The 16,086-nt window shown below is 71.5% G+C and carries 16 protein-coding genes and 1 pseudogene; 9 read left to right on the forward strand and 8 right to left on the reverse strand.

The genetic code is table 11. The annotated features are described in order from the left end of the window. The 6 genes and pseudogenes from SSOG_RS28760 to SSOG_RS28785 all read left to right on the forward strand — a co-directional run. Positions 1-252, forward strand: a pseudogene (locus tag SSOG_RS28760) (hypothetical protein); the annotation flags it as partial. After that, the gene (locus SSOG_RS28765) at positions 249-2,045 is read left to right on the forward strand and encodes a hypothetical protein (protein ID WP_009717775.1); all 1,797 of its coding nucleotides are present in this window, start codon (positions 249-251) and stop codon (positions 2,043-2,045) included. The pseudogene SSOG_RS28760 and the gene SSOG_RS28765, both read left to right, overlap by 4 nt. Before the next feature lie 158 nt (positions 2,046-2,203). Then, positions 2,204-3,364 carry a Gfo/Idh/MocA family protein gene (locus tag SSOG_RS28770; RefSeq protein ID WP_039938932.1) on the forward strand — a complete coding sequence of 387 codons (1,161 nt, stop codon included), beginning with the start codon at positions 2,204-2,206 and terminating at the stop codon, positions 3,362-3,364. Further along, positions 3,361-4,518: a dihydrodipicolinate synthase family protein gene (locus SSOG_RS28775; protein WP_009717777.1), complete on the forward strand. Its 1,158-nt coding sequence runs from the start codon at positions 3,361-3,363 to the stop codon at positions 4,516-4,518. Before SSOG_RS28770 ends, SSOG_RS28775 begins: the two co-directional genes overlap by 4 nt. Further along, positions 4,515-5,345, forward strand: a complete 831-nt coding sequence (locus tag SSOG_RS28780) for a sugar phosphate isomerase/epimerase family protein (protein ID WP_009717778.1) — start codon at positions 4,515-4,517, stop codon at positions 5,343-5,345. Before SSOG_RS28775 ends, SSOG_RS28780 begins: the two co-directional genes overlap by 4 nt. Before the next feature lie 23 nt (positions 5,346-5,368). Continuing rightward, on the forward strand, positions 5,369-5,776 hold the full coding sequence (locus tag SSOG_RS28785; RefSeq protein ID WP_009717779.1) for a DUF6336 family protein: 408 nt from the start codon (positions 5,369-5,371) through the stop codon (positions 5,774-5,776). On the opposite strand, the gene SSOG_RS28790 is transcribed toward SSOG_RS28785, so the two are convergent. Then, positions 5,764-6,162, reverse strand: a complete 399-nt coding sequence (locus SSOG_RS28790) for a cupin domain-containing protein (protein ID WP_039941891.1) — start codon at positions 6,160-6,162, stop codon at positions 5,764-5,766. The genes SSOG_RS28785 and SSOG_RS28790 overlap by 13 nt on opposite strands. Positions 6,163-6,257: 95 nt before the next feature. On the opposite strand from SSOG_RS28790, the gene SSOG_RS28795 reads away from it, so the two are divergent. Next, positions 6,258-7,133, forward strand: a complete 876-nt coding sequence (locus SSOG_RS28795; protein WP_039938934.1) for a hypothetical protein — start codon at positions 6,258-6,260, stop codon at positions 7,131-7,133. A gap of 179 nt (positions 7,134-7,312) precedes the next feature. Next, the gene (locus SSOG_RS28800; protein ID WP_009717782.1) at positions 7,313-7,828 is read left to right on the forward strand and encodes a GNAT family N-acetyltransferase; all 516 of its coding nucleotides are present in this window, start codon (positions 7,313-7,315) and stop codon (positions 7,826-7,828) included. A gap of 6 nt (positions 7,829-7,834) precedes the next feature. On the opposite strand, the gene SSOG_RS28805 is transcribed toward SSOG_RS28800, so the two are convergent. The 3 genes from SSOG_RS28805 to SSOG_RS28815 form a co-directional block, all read right to left on the reverse strand. Beyond that, the gene (locus tag SSOG_RS28805) at positions 7,835-8,176 is read right to left on the reverse strand and encodes a hypothetical protein (RefSeq protein ID WP_009717783.1); all 342 of its coding nucleotides are present in this window, start codon (positions 8,174-8,176) and stop codon (positions 7,835-7,837) included. Next, positions 8,173-8,772, reverse strand: coding sequence for a SigE family RNA polymerase sigma factor (locus SSOG_RS28810; RefSeq protein WP_009717784.1), 600 nt, complete (start codon positions 8,770-8,772; stop codon positions 8,173-8,175). Before SSOG_RS28810 ends, SSOG_RS28805 begins: the two co-directional genes overlap by 4 nt. A gap of 101 nt (positions 8,773-8,873) precedes the next feature. Beyond that, on the reverse strand, positions 8,874-9,074 hold the full coding sequence (locus SSOG_RS28815; RefSeq protein ID WP_009717785.1) for a hypothetical protein: 201 nt from the start codon (positions 9,072-9,074) through the stop codon (positions 8,874-8,876). A 366-nt stretch (positions 9,075-9,440) separates the two neighbouring features. Here SSOG_RS28815 and SSOG_RS28820 point away from each other — a divergent pair, with 366 nt between their 5' ends. Then, positions 9,441-10,631, forward strand: a complete 1,191-nt coding sequence (locus tag SSOG_RS28820) for a serine hydrolase domain-containing protein (RefSeq protein ID WP_009717786.1) — start codon at positions 9,441-9,443, stop codon at positions 10,629-10,631. A gap of 160 nt (positions 10,632-10,791) precedes the next feature. On the opposite strand, the gene SSOG_RS28825 is transcribed toward SSOG_RS28820, so the two are convergent. The 4 genes from SSOG_RS28825 to SSOG_RS28840 all read right to left on the reverse strand — a co-directional run bounded on the left by SSOG_RS28825 (position 10,792) and on the right by SSOG_RS28840 (position 15,984). Then, the gene (locus SSOG_RS28825) at positions 10,792-12,117 is read right to left on the reverse strand and encodes an LCP family protein (protein WP_009717787.1); all 1,326 of its coding nucleotides are present in this window, start codon (positions 12,115-12,117) and stop codon (positions 10,792-10,794) included. A gap of 33 nt (positions 12,118-12,150) precedes the next feature. Further along, positions 12,151-14,253, reverse strand: a complete 2,103-nt coding sequence (locus SSOG_RS28830) for a bifunctional polysaccharide deacetylase/glycosyltransferase family 2 protein (RefSeq protein ID WP_009717788.1) — start codon at positions 14,251-14,253, stop codon at positions 12,151-12,153. Positions 14,254-14,662: 409 nt separating this feature from the next. Next, positions 14,663-15,061, reverse strand: coding sequence for a D-ribose pyranase (gene rbsD / locus SSOG_RS28835; protein ID WP_009717789.1), 399 nt, complete (start codon positions 15,059-15,061; stop codon positions 14,663-14,665). After that, positions 15,058-15,984, reverse strand: coding sequence for a ribokinase (locus SSOG_RS28840; protein WP_009717790.1), 927 nt, complete (start codon positions 15,982-15,984; stop codon positions 15,058-15,060). Before SSOG_RS28840 ends, rbsD begins: the two co-directional genes overlap by 4 nt. Positions 15,985-16,086 lie beyond the last annotated feature (102 nt).

Below are 16,086 nucleotides of genomic sequence, written 5' to 3' on the forward strand. Positions count from 1 at the left end.
GCGCTGCTCGTCGTGGGCGGACTGCTCACGGTCGTCCTGCTGCGCGCCTGCGCCCGCCCCGAATCGGCGACGAGCTGGCGCACGGCGCTACGCTCGGCCGCGTACGCCAGCGTGCGCACGCCCCGCGCGAGCCTCGTCCTGCTGCTGGCCGTGGCCACCGCCGCCGTCTGCGCCTGGGCCTACCCGCCCCTCCTCTTCCTCGTCCCCGGCCCGCTCGCGATCGCCGCCAGAGCCACGGAGCACCACCTATGAGCCTGCTTCGCCGTCACCTCCTCGCCGGAACCGCCATCGTGAGCGGGTTGCTCGCCTCCGGTGTGCCCCAGGCCACGGCCGCCGCCAGCGGCCGTACCGACAAGCCGTTCCTGGATCTGCTCACCAAGGCCGCCGACAAGCGGGTGGCCGAGGTGGTGGACGGGCTCGACGCCACCCTCGCCCAGCTGAACAACCTCGGCCAGGCCCGCCCCGCCGCCCGCAGCCTGCGGCTGCTCACCTCGGTCCATGTGTGGGCCGACGCCGAGCACCACCACGACGCGGCGCTCATCGCGCCCATGACCCGGCTCGCCGACGCGCTGGCCGCCGCCCAGTTCGACGACGGCCTCTTCGACCAGGGCGCGGTGCACTCCCCGCCCGACACCGCGTTCTCGATCGTCGACCTGGGCCTGCTGTACGGCCTGCTGGACGATGACGACCACGCGTCCACCGCGAAGCTCCGCGCCACCCTGAAGAAGATCCTCCGCAAGGCCGGGGCGGGGCTGTCCACCGGCGGACTGCACACCCCCAACCACCGCTGGAAGGTGTGCGCCGCGCTCGCCCGTATCAACTCCTTCTGGCCCGACGCCCGCTACACCCGCCGCATCGACGCCTGGCTGGCCGAGGGCATCGACCAGTACGAGCGCGGCCAGTACAGCGAGCGCAGCGCCACCTACGCGCCCATCGTCACCAACCCCGCGCTGCTGACCCTCGCCCGGCTCACCGACCGGCCGAAGCTCTACGACAACGTGCGCCGCAACCTGGAGGCCACGCTCCACCTCGTGGAGCCCAACGGCGATGTGGAGACGGTGCATTCGCGCCGCCAGGACCAGAAGACGGTCAAGCATCTGTCCGAGTACTGGCTCCAGTACCGGGCGCTGGCGCTGCGCGACAAGGACGGGCGCTTCGCGGCCATGGCCGAGACGGTCCAGCGGCGCGGGGCGGACCAGACCTTCGACGAGACCCCGCTCGGGGACTTCCTCGCCGAGGTGCTGGACGAACCGGAGCTGGCCGCGCCGCTGCCCAAGGCCACCGCGGCGCCGTCGGAGTTCACCTGGCACGACAAGGACAGCGGGCTGGTGCGGATCGGCCGGGGCGCCACCCGTACGTCCCTCTTCGGCGGCACGGACTTCCCCGACGTCCACGCCATCTCCTCGGGCCTGTCCACCAACCCGACCTTCTTCAAATGGCGCAAGGGCGCGGCCATCCTGGACTCGCTGCGGCTGTCCCCGCAGTTCTTCTCGCTCGGCCACTTCCGCGCCGAGAACGTCGAGCGCACGGCGGACGGCTGGCGGCTGTGGGCGGACGTCCGCGCCGGATACCATCTGCCGCTGCCGCCGCAGCACCGCCGCCCCGACGGGCGCTACCCGCTGACCGACGACGGCCGCTTCTGGTCCGCGATGGACTTCCCGCACCGCCCCAAGGAGTGGCGCACCCTGCACACCGAGGTGCGCGCGGCCGAGGCCGACGGCGGCTGGAACCTGGACGTCGAGGTCGGCGAGTCCGCCGTCCCGCTCGCCCTCGAACTCTGCTTCCGGGGCGGCGGCACCCTCACCGGGGTCGAGCCCGTGCCCGGCCAGAAGGATACGTACCAGCTGGTCAAGGGGTACGGGACGTACACCTCGGGCGATGACGTGATCACCTTCGGCCCGGGCAACGGCAGCGGCCCGCGCCAGCCTGCCGTGGTGGACCCGGGGGAGCGCTACACCTGGATGGGCGGCGATCTGCCGGTGTCCGGGCTGCGCGTGCTGATCACCGGTCGTTCGCCCCTCGCCTATCGCTTGACTCTGCGATGAAGCGCTGACTGTCCCTGTGCCGCCCCTGTGTCCGCCCTGTACAGGGGCGGCCGGGGCGGCTAGCGTAGCTATTAGTAAGCGCTTACTGTGAAGCGCTTACTGCGAGACCTTTGGTGAATACGAGACCTCTGGTGACTCTGGTGAGGAGACGAAGCCACGTGACACGCAAGACCGTGCGGATCGCCATGAACGGTGTGACCGGCCGGATGGGATACCGCCAACACCTCGTCCGGTCGCTCCTCGCCATCCGCGAACAAGGCGGCATCGACCTCGGCGACGGCAGCGTGCTGTGGCCCGAACCGCTGCTCGTCGGCCGCCGCGAGCACGCCCTGAAGGACATGGCCGAGCGCCACGGCCTCGACCCGGTCGCCGACGTCTCCACCGACCTGGACGCCGTGCTCGCCGACGACAGCGTCGACATCTACTTCGACGCCCAGGTCACCGCCGCCCGCGAGGACGCCCTCAAGAAGGCCATCGCGGCGGGCAAGCACATCTACACCGAGAAGCCGACCGCCACCGGCCTCGACGGCGCCCTCGAACTGGCCCGGCTCGCCCAGGCCGCGGGCATCAAGCACGGCGTCGTCCAGGACAAGATCTTCCTGCCGGGGCTGCTGAAGCTGAAGCGGCTCATCGACGGCGGCTTCTTCGGGAAGATCCTCTCCATCCGCGGCGAGTTCGGCTACTGGGTCTTCGAGGGCGACTGGCAGAGCGCCCAGCGCCCCTCCTGGAACTACCGCGCCGAGGACGGCGGCGGCATCGTCGTCGACATGTTCCCGCACTGGGAGTACGTCCTGCACGAGCTGTTCGGCCCCGTCCGCACGGTCCAGGCCCAGGCCACCACCCACATCCCGAACCGCTGGGACGAGCAGGGCAAGCCGTACGACGCCACCGCCGACGACGCCGCGTACGGCATCTTCCAGCTCGAAGGCGGCGCCATCGCCCAGATCAACTCCTCCTGGGCGGTCCGCGTCAACCGCGACGAGCTGGTCGAGTTCCAGGTCGACGGCACCGAGGGCTCCGCCGTCGCGGGCCTGCGCAACTGCCGCGTCCAGCACCGCTCGGCCACCCCCAAGCCGGTCTGGAACCCCGACCTCCCGGCCACCGAGTCCTTCCGCGACCAGTGGCAGGAGATCCCGGACAACGACGCGTTCGACAACGGCTTCAAGGCCCAGTGGGAGCTGTTCCTGCGCCACGTCGCCCTCGACGAGCCCTGGCGCTGGGACCTGCTGGCCGGCGCCCGCGGCGTCCAGCTCGCCGAGCTGGGCCTCGCCTCGTCGGCCGAGGGCCGCCGCCTCGACGTCCCGGAGCTGAACCTGTGACCCTCCACCTCCCCGGGCCGGGCGGCGCGACCCGCCCCTACGAGCCCCGCACCGAGCCGCTCTCCCTGACCACGGGAGCCCCGCTGACCTCCCGCGTCGTGTTCTCGGCCGCCCATGTGGTCGCCGACCCGTACGCCGACGTCAGCCCCGACAGCCCCGCCGCCGTCGACTGGGACGCCACCCTCGCCTTCCGCCGCCACCTGTGGTCCCACGGGCTCGGTGTCGCCGAGGCCATGGACACCGCGCAGCGCGGCATGGGGCTGGACTGGGCGGGCGCCGCCGAGCTGATCCGCCGTTCGGCGGCCGAGGCCAAGGCCGTCGGCGGCCGCATCGCGTGCGGCGTCGGCACCGACCAGCTGGCCCCCGGCGACCGTACGACGGCCGAGGTGCGGACCGCGTACGAGGAACAGCTCGCCGTCGTCGAGGAGTCCGGCGCCCAGGCGATCCTGATGGCCTCCCGCGCCCTGTGCGCCGCCGCCAAGACCCCGGACGACTACCTCGACGTCTACGGCCATCTGCTGCGCCAGGCGCGCGAGCCGGTCATCCTGCACTGGCTGGGCCCCATGTTCGACCCGGCGCTGGAGGGCTACTGGGGCAGCTCCGACCTGGACGCCGCCACCGACACGTTCCTCGACGTGATCGCCGCCCACCCCGACAAGGTCGACGGCATCAAGGTCTCCCTGCTCGACGCCCAGCGCGAGATCGACCTGCGCCGCCGCCTCCCGGACGGGGTGCGCTGCTACACCGGCGACGACTTCAACTACCCCGAGCTGATCGCGGGCGACGACCGCGGCTTCAGCCACGCCCTGCTCGGCATTTTCGACCCGCTGGGCCCGCTCGCCGCCGAGGCCGTACGCCGCCTCGACACCGGCGATACGGAGGCGTTCCGCGCCCTGCTCGACCCCACGGTGGAACTCTCCCGCCACCTCTTCCAGACCCCGACCCGCTACTACAAGACGGGCGTGGTCTTCCTGGCCTGGCTGGCGGGCCACCAGTCGCACTTCACGATGGTGGGCGGCCTCCAGTCGGCCCGTTCGCTGCCGCACCTGGCGCGGGCGTACGAACTGGCCGACGGGCTGGGCCTGTTCCCGGACCCGGCGCTGGCGGAGTCCCGTATGAAGCACCTGCTGTCCGTCCATGGAGTGGCCCAGTGAATGCAGTACCGCGTCTCAGCCTCAACCAGGAGACCATCAAGCAGTGGTCGCTGCCGGAGCTGGCGGAGGGCTGCGTCAAGGCGGGCGTCACGGGCGTCGGCCTGTGGCGCGAACCGGTCCAGAAGTACGGCGTGGAGGCCGCCGCCCGGCTCATCCGGGACGCGGGGCTGACCGTCACGTCGCTGTGCCGCGGCGGCTTCTTCACCGCGACCGACCCCGGCGAACGCGCCGCCGCCCTCGCCGACAACCGCGCCGCCATCGACGAGGCCGCCACCCTCGGCACCGACACCCTGGTCCTGGTCTCCGGCGGCCTCCCGTCCGGCAGCCGCGACCTGTTCGCCGCCCGCGAGCGCATCGCCGACGCGCTGGGCGAGCTGGGCCCGTACGCCGCCGAGCGCGGCGTCCGCCTGGCCATCGAGCCCCTGCACCCGATGTACGCCTCCGACCGCTGTGTCGTCTCGACCCTCGCCCAGGCCCTCGACCTGGCGGAACGCTTCCCGGCCGACCAGGTCGGCGTCGTCGTGGACACCTACCACCTGTGGTGGGACGACACCGTGGCCGCCCAGATCGCCCGCGCGGGCGCCGGGGGCCGTATCGCCGCGTTCCAGCTCGCCGACTGGATCACGCCGCTGCCGGAGGGCGTACTGCTGGGCCGGGGCCAACTCGGGGACGGCGCGGTCGACTTCCGCTGGTTCCGCGAACAGGTCGACGCGACCGGCTTCGACGGCCCCATCGAGGTCGAGATCTTCAACCCGGACCTCTGGGCCCGCGACGGCGCCGAGGTCCTGGCCGAGGTGGCCGACCGCTACCGGGCGCTGGTGCTGTAACCGGGCCCGGGTAGGGTGCGGCCATGAACTCGGGGGAGCGCGGAATCACCCAGCCACGGCTGCGGGTGCGTGACGTCCTGCTGCGCGGTGCGCTGTACGGACTGGCATCGATCGTCGTCCTGCTGATCGCCATGTGGCGCGTCGGCGACCACAACGACCGGGAGGAATCCCTCGCGGTCGTCGGCGGCATCGCGCTCGTCTTCGGCGGGGTATTCGTCGTGTTCGGCGCGTTCCTCTGGGCGTGCTGTCGCGGCGACATCCGCCGGTGGCGCGACTTTCGCTCGCTCACCAGCCAGTACGAGGGCGCCACCATCATGGCCCCGACCATGGTCCGCTGCGGCGTCACGGCCCTGGTCCTGGCGCCCGCCGCGATGGGGCTGTACGGCTTGGTCGACGAGGCGGCGATCGGGAGCTGGCTCTACGGCTCCTGACGCCCGTTCGCCTTGTCCTCCTCCGGCGGCACCGCGTATCCGGGCACCGAAGGCCACCGCACGGTCAGCACCACCGACTCCTCCTCCGCGATCCAGGAGTGGTCGACTCCGTGCCCCCACACCACGTAGTCACCCTGCTGCTCCAGCAGGACGCTGCGGCCGGGCAGCTCCACGCGGAAGCGGCCGCTGATGAGCACCAGCAGCGCCGTCCGCTCCTCGCCCCGCACCCACTGCGCCCGCTCGTCCCCGGGCGGGTGGACACCCCACTTGATCTCGACGTCTTCACTGTGGCGGGGGTCGTCGGCATCCTTGAAGTGCCCGAGGATCCAGCCCCGGTCCAGTGCCGCGTCCTTGCCCGCGTTGCCCACGTACACGCTGTCGCTCATGCTGTCGTTCACGTCTCCGGAAGCTAGCAGCCGGCCAGCGCAACCTTCCTCCGGGCATATCGGTCGAACGAGCGTCGGCGAGCCGCGGAGGCGTCATGGACAGGCGGAGAGCGCATGGGGCGGGCGCGGTGGTCCTCGCCGCCGTTTTATCGGTGGCGGGTTGCGGGGGAGCGGACGACCCCCCGCTCGTGATCGAGGGCGAACCACCGGCCACCCCGTACAGCGGCCCGCTGAGGGTCCCGTTCAAGGACGCCGACACCGACGACAGCGAGAGCCCGAAGGCCCTGCTGGCCGAGTCGGGCGCCGCCGGGAGGGCCCTGGAATGCGACGGGGACATCTACTCCGGCGGCCGCGGCGACCGGTGGAGCGAGGGCGACGGCGGTTCGAGCCCGGAGGGCGGCCTCAAGGCGTACTTCGACATCGAACAGCCCGACGTCCCGCAGGAGGGCTACCGCGTCGAGCGCACCGCGAGGGACCGGGTGCTCTACTCGCTCGATGTGCGCGGCAGGACCAAGGTCGCCGTGATCGTCGCCAAGGACCAGCCGCACCGCCCCGGCTGGGGCCCGGAGGCCAGCGCCTCCTGCGACCCGGCGGAGCTGCCGCGGAGCTTCACCGACCGGCAGGAGTACGAGATCTGGACGGATGAGAACGGAGACCGCGTACCCGTCTCCCTCCTCAGCAGCTCCGAAGGCGCGGCCCACTGCGACTGGCAGAAGGCGCACTTCCTCGGCATGGGCCGGGGCTCGGCCCACAAGCTGTACGCACGCGACCCCGACGGCGTCCTGCCGCCCGTGATGCTCACCTCCCGCTACGACGGGGACGCGACCCTGCCGCCCGGCGCGAAGGACACCGGCTACCGCCTGGACGACTGGCGGCTGTGGCTGGCGGCCGACGGATCGAAGGCGTACGTCCGGACGCCACGGGGCGTCGAGGCGTGGCCGAGGGTCAAGCGGGGGATGGGCTGCGACTGACCCCACCGCTCAACTCCGTTGTGGGGACCGCGGAGTGTGGCTAGGGTCTTCGCGGCGCGAGAGACGCGTGCTCATCGGTGACGAGGGAGCTTGATGAATATGGGTGCCGGTAGCCCTCATCAGCATGTCCTCGTCCGGCCCGCGCACGGCCGGGTCCTCCGAACGACCAGGAGCGCCACGTGTCCTCTCCCGCCCCACCGACTCATCCCGACCTGACCACCGACCGCCTCGTTCTGCGGTCATGGACGCCCGCCGACGTCACCGCCGTGCAGGACGGCGCCCGGGCGTCGCACTGGGCCGACGACTTCCCCGCCGAGGGCGACCGGGTCATCGCCGGGCTCTTCGCCGAGCACCCCGCCTGGCTGGGCCCGTACGGCCACCGGCTGATCACCGAGCGGGCCACAGGGCTGGTGATCGGCTCGATCGGTCTGTTCTGGCCGCCGAGCGACGGCGCCCTCGAAATCGGCTACGGCATCGTGCCCTCCCGCCGCGGCCGCGGCTACGCCCCGGAGGCCACCCGCGCCCTCACCACCTTCGCGCTCGGCGCGCCGGGCGTCAACGCGGTGCACGCCACCGTGGAGCTGTCGAACCCGCCCTCCATCAGGGTGCTGGAGAAGTCCGGTTTCCGGCGCCACAGCACTCCACCCGACCAGACCCGACCCGATCAGAACGTGGCCCGCTACCGGGCGCACTGACCGGCCTCAGCGCGGTTGGGAGGGGGAAGGACGCGACCGGGGCTCGCCCGGTGACGGGACGGGCTCCGGTGTGCGGGGGGTGGCGGCCGGGTCGCCCGCGGGCGGTGCCGGATGGTGACGGCGCTCGGGAGAGCCGGAGTCGGAGCCGGACGGCAGGAGGAAGGTGATGGCGGCCGCGGCCGCCGCCGCGGTCACCGCTACGGCCGACACGACGCGGCGTATCCGCCGGGTCCCCCAGGCCCGGCCCGTGGGGGGACGGGCCGGGGACAGATCATGGGCGCTGATGAGCCGCGCACGGGCGTCGAACGCGGCCCGCAGCCGTTCCTCGATCGGCGAGCGAGTACTCATCGGTCCACCTCCAGCAGCTTCTCCAGGGTGGCGAGCGCACGGCTCGCGGTCGACTTCACCGTGCCACGGGACACGCCGAGGGTCTCGGCTATCTGCGCTTCGGTCAGATCGGACCAGTAGCGCAGCACCAGCACCTCACGCTGGCGCGCGGTGAGTTGCCCGAGCGCGTCGAGGACCTGCCGGTGTTCCTCGGCGAGCAGCAGCGGCTCGTCCACCGGCGCCCCGGGCCCCTGGTACGGCGGGGTGTACGCCCGGGCCGTACGCCGTCGGCGCAGCACCGAGCGGGCGGCGTTGACCACCGCGGTGTGCAGATAGGCGTGCGCGTCCTGGAGGTCGTCCAGCCGTGCGCCGTGTCTGCGGCAGACGGCGGCGAACGCGTCCTGGACGACATCCTCGGCGGTGTGCAGATCGTCCACCAGGAAGATCGCCAGCCGGATCATGTCGAGCCGCCGGGCCCGGTAGAGGTCGGCCAGCGTGGGCGGCGGCTCCTCGTCGTCCTGACCGTCCACCGGCCGCAGCAGCCGGAGGCGTACCCCTGGTGCCGGGAAAAAAAAATAGGGCACGGCGAAGCAGCCGGGCCCACCAGGGCGGGACAAGAGTGAGCTGCATCGTCCTCGTTCACCTAAAACGGTGCGGCAGGGCCGACTCCGGATCCGGCCCTGCGCCTCCGTTGCTGACGGACTGCCCCGGCTGACGGTCAGCGGTCGGCCGGGACCGGCTTCGGCTGGGTCGAGGCCGGGACGGAGGGCACGGGCTCGGGCTCGGCGGGGTCCGAGGGGACGGACGGGACGGGCTCGGGCTCGGTGGAGGCCGGGACGGAGGGCACCGGCTCGGGCTCGTTCGCCTCCGGGCCGTCCGGGACCGGCTTGGGCTCGTGCGCCTCCGGGGCCCAGTCCACGCCTTGGGCTCCGCCGGTCGTGAGTGGTCGGCGGTGACCGCCTGGGCGGCCATGCCGCCGCCCACGATCAGGGCGATACCGGCGGCCGACCCCAGAACCCAGGTGCGCACGGGGCGGTTCAGCTTCTTGGCGCGGATGTGCCGCATAGGTCAACGACTCCAGGAAGGTCGGAAAACGCTGATGGGTCAGGCGGCGCCGGGAATCGGAAGACCGTTCCCGGAATCCGCCTTCACACCACCAGACGTGCGGCCCCACCCCAGGTTGTCGCGGCACCCGGAAATTCTTGGACCAACCCCGTGGGCGCGGGCCGCGTCTGTCACACCGCAGGGGCCGCTCAAGGCTCCGCGACGACCGGGAGGTCCACGGATGAGACAGCGAACGGCACGCACCGGCTTATGCGCCCTGGCAGTGAGCCTGGCCGTGGGCGCGGCAACCCTCACGCCCGCGCACGCGGCCACGCCCGCGCACCCCGCCACGGCCGCCACGAAGGACGGCCACGAGGCGACGCGGGACGCGCTGCGGCGGTGGGTGGAGGAGGGCGGGATGCCCGGGGTGGCGGCCATGGTGCGGGACGGCAGGGAGACATGGTTCGGGTCGGCGGGGTACGCGGACACCGACACCGGTCGGAAACGGTCACCCGAGGACCACTTCCGGGCGGCGAGCATCACCAAGATGTTCATCGCGACCGTCCTCCTCCAACTGGAGGCGGAGGGACGGCTGAGCCTGGACGACTCGGTCGAGACCTGGCTACCGGGGGTGGTGCGGGGCAACGGCACCGACGGCGCCGAGATAACCCTGCGGAGCCTGCTCAACCACACCAGCGGCCTCTACAACTACACCGAGGACCCGGACTTCCAGGTCAACGCCTCCGGCAGCGGCTTCCCCGAGCACCGCTACGACACCTACGCGCCCGAGGACCTGGTGGCCGTCGCGATGAAGCACACGCACTCCGCACCGGGCGGGGAGCCGTCGTACTCGAACACCAACTACGTCCTCGCGGGCATGGTCATCGAGAAGGTGACGGGACACTCCTACGCCCAGGAGGCCAAGCGGCGGATCATCAAGCCGCTGAAGCTGCGCGAGACGTTCTTCCCCGGCACCGGGCCGAAGGTGCCGAAGCCGCACCCCGTCGCGTACTCCACGCTGCACGACGACTCCCCCGACGCCCCGGTCCACGACGCCACCGAGCAGAACATGAGCTGGCTGGGCGCGGCGGGCGAGCTGATCTCCACCGCCGGGGACCTCAACCGCTTCGACCGCGCCCTGATGCGCGGCCGGTTGCTGCCCCGCCCCCAGCTGGGCGAGATGCTGAACACGGTGCCCTCGGACGGGGGGATCAGGTACGGGCTCGGGGTCGAAGTGGCCAAGCTGTCCTGCGGTGTGACCGTGGTGGGCAAGACCGGCCGCACCAATGGCTCGCTGTCGGCGGTGGTGGGCACGGAGGACGGCACGCACCAGCTGGTGTTCAACGCCAACGGCGACTGGCTCCCGGACTCCTCCCGCTACTTCGACGTGATCGAGGCGGAGTTCTGCGGCCGCGCGGTCACAGATCGATAACTTCGGAAAATCGTGCAACCCTTCCCCGCCCCGGTAGGTCGTACCTGGCATCGGGCTTCCTGGGAGGGGATCTGGGGGGATTCAGAGGGAGCCCTGTGGAGGGGGAAACGAGGGGCCTGGTCGACGGACCAGGCCCCTCGAAACGTGTCCGCGCCCCGTCTCAGCGCAGCTCGCGGCTCACCGGGCGGTCGTGCCGCAGCTCGCCGAAGAGCTTCTTCGCCCGGGCGGTGTTCCACCGGACCGCGTCGCCCTTCGAGGTCCGGAAGTCCGTGCTGGAGACAGGGACGTTGACCCGCTGCCCGTCACCGGCCGTCACGCCCTTCATCGCCCGGAACAGTGACAGGAGATCGGGCATCTCCATGCCTTTGTCGACAATGAGCGTGTCCAGCCCCGCGCGCATCGTCGGATACATCGTGAACGGGTCGAGGGCGACGCCGGGTGTGGCGGCCTTGTGGGCGAGCGCGGCGAGGAATTTCTGTTGATTCTTTGACCGTCCGAGGTCGCCCTCGGCCTCTTGATGGCGCTGCCGGACGAATGCGAGTGCCTTGGAGCCGTCGAGGTTGTGACAGCCCTTCGTGAGATTCAGGCCCGATTTCTCGTCCCGTACATTCTTGTTCACGCACATGTTCACGCCGCCGACCGCGTTCACCAGGCCCACGAATCCCGCGAATCCTATTTCCGCGTAGTGGTTGATGCGCAGGCCCGTGTTGTGCTCAATGGTGCGGATGAGCAAATCGGGGCCGCCGAGGGAGTACGCCGCGTTCAGCTTGTTCCGGTCCGCGCGGTAGTGCTTGCCGGTCTCGGGGCGGATGAACGAGGGAATCGTCACCCAGGAGTCACGCGGGAGGCTCATCAGCGTGCTGCCGTGGGCACCGGTGTGGAGCACCATCATCGAGTCGGTGCGGCCGCCGTCGGCGGAGCCGGTGTGCAGCTGCTTCTTGGCCGCGCCGGACAGCCCGTTGCGGCTGTCGGAGCCCACGATCAGGTAGTTGGTGCCCTTGCCGAGCGGCGGGCGGTCCGCGGCGGCCTTGCCGAGGTCGACCTTGCGGTCGAGCGTGCTGTCGGCCCAGACGTAGGTACCGGCGGAGACCAGGAGCGGTACGGAGACCAGGAGGGCCACCGCCCGTGTTATCCGGCGGCGGCGACTGGCCGGTTGCTTGGGCGGTCTCCGTCTGAGGGTCGGGCCGCCGCCGGAGCCCGCACCGCCCGAGCCCGCCGCCCCGCCCCCGCGCTGGGACGGGATCCCTGGCCGCCCCACGGTGGCCGGGGCGGAGAGGGAGATCACAGTGGCGGCCGGGGGCGGGGGCGCCTGTTGTGCGTACTCGCCGTAGCCCCACGCCTCGCCCGTGAGGACGTGCGGCGTGTCCGTTCCGCGGCCGTAGCCGCCGTAGCCGCCGTAGACGCCGTAACTGCCGTAGCCGTCGTAGGCGCCGTTTCCGCCGCTGTACTGGTTCCTGTCGGTCCGCCCGTCCGCCCACTCGTTCATGGCGCGCCAGTCTGCATGTTCACCAGTCCTACATCAAATAGACGACAGTTCTTCATGATCGTGAGACCGGAGTTGCTGGGCGGCGGTGCCCGAACGGTGCATGCGGTGCCACGTCAGCCGGGCGCCGAGCAACGCGGCGACCACGGACTGGATGACCACCAGGTACATCAGCTGCCGGTAGACGAAGAGCTGGAACGGCATCGCCCACAGCGACCGCATCCGTTCACCGTCCAGCCGCAGGGCGTATCCGGCGCATATGAGCTGGACGGCGAGGAACGCGCACCAGATCCCGGCCGACTGCACGGGGCTGAGGAAGAGCGCGCCGTACAGGGCGAACAGATCGACGATCGGCGCGATCAACGGCAGCAGCACCTGGAAGAGGACCAGGTACGACAGCCCCCGGCGCCCGAAGCGCCCGGCCGGGCCCAGTTCGACGGCGGCCCTCCGGTGCTTCCACATGGACTGGAGCGTGCCGAAGCACCAGCGGTAGCGCTGCCGCCACAGCTGGCGCAGCGAGGTGGGGACCTCGGTCCAGGCGACGGCCGTCTCCTCGTACACGACCCGCCAGCCGGCCCGCCACAGCGACATCGTGAGGTCGGTGTCCTCGGCGAGGGTGTCCTCGCTGACCCCGCCGACGCCCATCAGCGCGTCCCGCCGGAAGGCGCCGATGGCGCCGGGCACGGTGGGCATGCACTCCAGCACCTCGAACATCCGGCGGTCGAGGTTGAACCCGAAGACGTACTCCAGGTGCTGCCACCGGCCCAGCAGGCTGCGCCGGTTGCCGACCTTGGTGTTCCCGCTCACCGCGCCGATCGCCGGGTGGGCGAGCGGCTGGATGAGCTGGTGGACGGCATCGGCCTCGAAGACGGTGTCGGCGTCGACCATGACCACGATGTCGTGCGCCGCGTGCGCGAGACCGGTGTTGAGGGCGGTCGCCTTGCCGGAGTTGATCTGCCGGATCACCGAGATCCGGGGGTCGTCGATCCAGGTGGCGAGGTCCGCCGTCCGGTCCGTCGATCCGTCGTCGACCACGATGATCTGGAGATGCGGATGGGTGGAGGCCAGCAGCGAACGGACGGTGGCCTCGATGCCCGCCTCCTCGTTGTACGCGGGGACGATCACTGTCACCGGGTCGTTGACCTCGCGCAGCCAGGGGGAGCCGGGGCGGAAGCGGGTCAGCCGCCGGACATGGGCGCGGGCGAAGAAGACGAGCGTGACCAGCCGGAGCAGGCCCAGCGCACCGGCGATCGCGAGCACCCAGGCCATGGCGTTGGTGAACGTCCGCCCGATGGCACCGGCCCACAGCAGCGCATGGCCCTCCAGGCGCTCCCACAGGGACGCCGGTGTGGACGCCGGGGTGTCGCCCGCCTTCGCTCCGACCCCGGCGGTCACGGTGGTGAACCGGTCGACCCGCCGGTCGCCGAGCAGCTTCTGCGCCTCCTGGTACGCCGTCTCGTTCTGGCTGAACTGCCGGACCACGCCCTGCGACGGTTTGCGGTACCACTTGTCGGCGGTGACCAGGGTGTATCCGTCCGCGGCGACACGCTGCGCCGCCTTCCACTCGCCGCCGCACAGGGTGTCCATCGCGGTCGTCTGGGGCATCCGGAGCAGCCCGGTGCGGACGCCCGAGGAGCCCGCCAGCGCCGACTGCGTGAGCGACAGCTCGAGACCGGTGCGCGCGGATGACGAGGTGCCCAGGTCGGCGCCGGTGTAGGTGTTCGACCCGATCTCATGGCCCGCGGCGCGGATCTTCCGCACCAGGTCCGGGTGCTCGGCCGCCTTGGCGCCGTAGAGGAAGAAGGTGGCGTGCGCGTGGTGCTTGCGCAGCAGGTCGAGCAGGCGCGGCGTCCATACGGGGTCGGGGCCGCCGTCGAACGTGAGCGCCACGGTGCGTGCGGGCATCGAGGCCGACGACACCTTGCCGTCCTTGATGCGCAGGACCGGGCCGCCCTTGTCCACGGCCCTGGGCACGGGGGTGGTGCAGGGGCGCCGCGTCTTCGCGGTGTCGATCTCGTTGTCGGTCCACCCCTGGAACATCAGCATGGCGAACATCACAGGGAGGACGATGATCAAAAACAGCCAGTGCCCGCGCGGATCACGGGCCGCGGCATGCCGCCGTCTGGTCTTGCGGCTCATCCGCCGACGCCCGGAGCCACCCGGCGGAGCACGCGGACGACCCGTCTTCGGCCCGGCGCGGGGCCGGGCGCGGTGATCACCACCAGGGCGCGGCGAGATGTGGCTATGAGACGGATTTTTTGTCGCTTGCGGTTCCGGCTGGCCTTACACATGTGGAGGGAGTGTAGCGATCAGTCATTTCGGCGCGACCCCCAGATTTCTTACCGACCAGTTGGCCCGCGTGACATAGAACTCACTTATGGCGGAAGGGCGGCGGCGCCGCCGAGGGCGGTTGACAGGCCGCGGTATTCGATGATCGAATCGCCAGCCCCGTCAACCGCGAGCCGGATTATGGGAATTCACGTCACCGTTGAATGTATTTCGCCGGTGCCGTGCCGGATGAATGCCGACGCCGCACCAGCGGTTGAATTCAGAACGGCACGCCGCAGCGCAGCAGCACGTTCGCGTAAGGCCGCGCCTCGCCGGTCCGCACGACCAACTTCGCCGTGGCGGTACGGGACTTCAGCTCCTCGTGCGAGACGAGATCCAGCGCGGGGTACGGGAAGTAGGCGTCGAGCAGGGCCATCGCCGCCGGGTTGTACTCGCTCACCTCCTGCGCCGCTACGGCCCCCTCGGTCACCAGCTCGTCCAGCAGCCCGGTCAGCACCTCCTCGAAGGACGGCACCCCCGCCCTGAAGGCGAGGTCGACGACGAGCGGGCCGGAGGACGGTATCGGCAGGCCCGCGTCGCACACCATCACCGTGTCGGTGTGGCCCAGCAGCGCCAGACCCGCGCTCAGGTGACGGTTGAGGATCCCCCCACGCTTCACAGGGCGGCCACCTCGTCGGCGGTCGGGAACGACACCTGCGCCCCGGCCCGCGTCACCGCGGCCGCGCCGACGCGCACGGCGTACCGGACCGCGGTCTCCAGGTCGTCGCCGACGCCCAGGCGCCAGGCGAGCGCACCGGTGAAGGCGTCACCGGCGCCCGTGGTGTCCACGGCCTCGACCGGCAGGCTGGGGATCCGCACCGTACGGTCGCGGTCGGCGACGAGCGCGCCCGCACCGCCCAGGGTGACCACCACCGAGCGCGGGCCGCGCGCCAGCAGCGCCGCCGCCCACGCCTCGGGGTCGGTGGCGTCCCCGTCCGGATCGTCGCCCAGCAGATACCGCGCCTCGTGCTCGTTGACGACGAGGGGATCGCACGCGGCCAGCACATCGGCGGGCAGGGGCGCGGGCGGCGAGGGGTTGAGCACCACACGCGGCCCGGACCGGTCGCCGAAGCCCGCCTCCGCGGTGCGCACCACCTCGGCGACCGTCTCCAGCGGGATCTCCAGCTGGAGCGAGACGACGCGGGCTGCGGCCAGCAGGCTCCCGGCGTCGCGTACGTCCGAGGGGGTGAGCCGGGAGTTGGCGCCGGGGGAGACCACGATGCTGTTGTCGCCCGAGGGGTCCACCGTGATCAGCGCGACCCCGGTGGGCGCGCCGCCGACCAGGACGCCGACGGTGTCGACCCCGGCGGCCCGCTGCGAGTCCAGCAGCAGGCGGCCGTGGTCGTCGTCGCCGACCCGGGCCAGCAGGGCCGTACGGGCTCCGAGGCGCCCGGCGGCGACGGCCTGGTTGGCGCCCTTGCCGCCGGGGTGGACGGCCAGGTCGGAGCCGAGGACGGTCTCCCCGGCCCCGGGGCGGCGGTCGACGCCGACCACCAGATCGGCGTTGGCCGATCCCACGACCAGCAGGTCGTAGTCGTGCATGCGGTATGTCCTTTCAGGCGGGCGATTTTGTCAGCCGTCACATGTCAGTCGTCAGCTGATAGGTGTCAGCCGTCACATGTCACCTGTCAGCCGATACCTGTC

The sequence above is a fragment of the Streptomyces himastatinicus ATCC 53653 genome (assembly GCF_000158915.1).
GTDB lineage: Bacteria > Actinomycetota > Actinomycetes > Streptomycetales > Streptomycetaceae > Streptomyces > Streptomyces himastatinicus.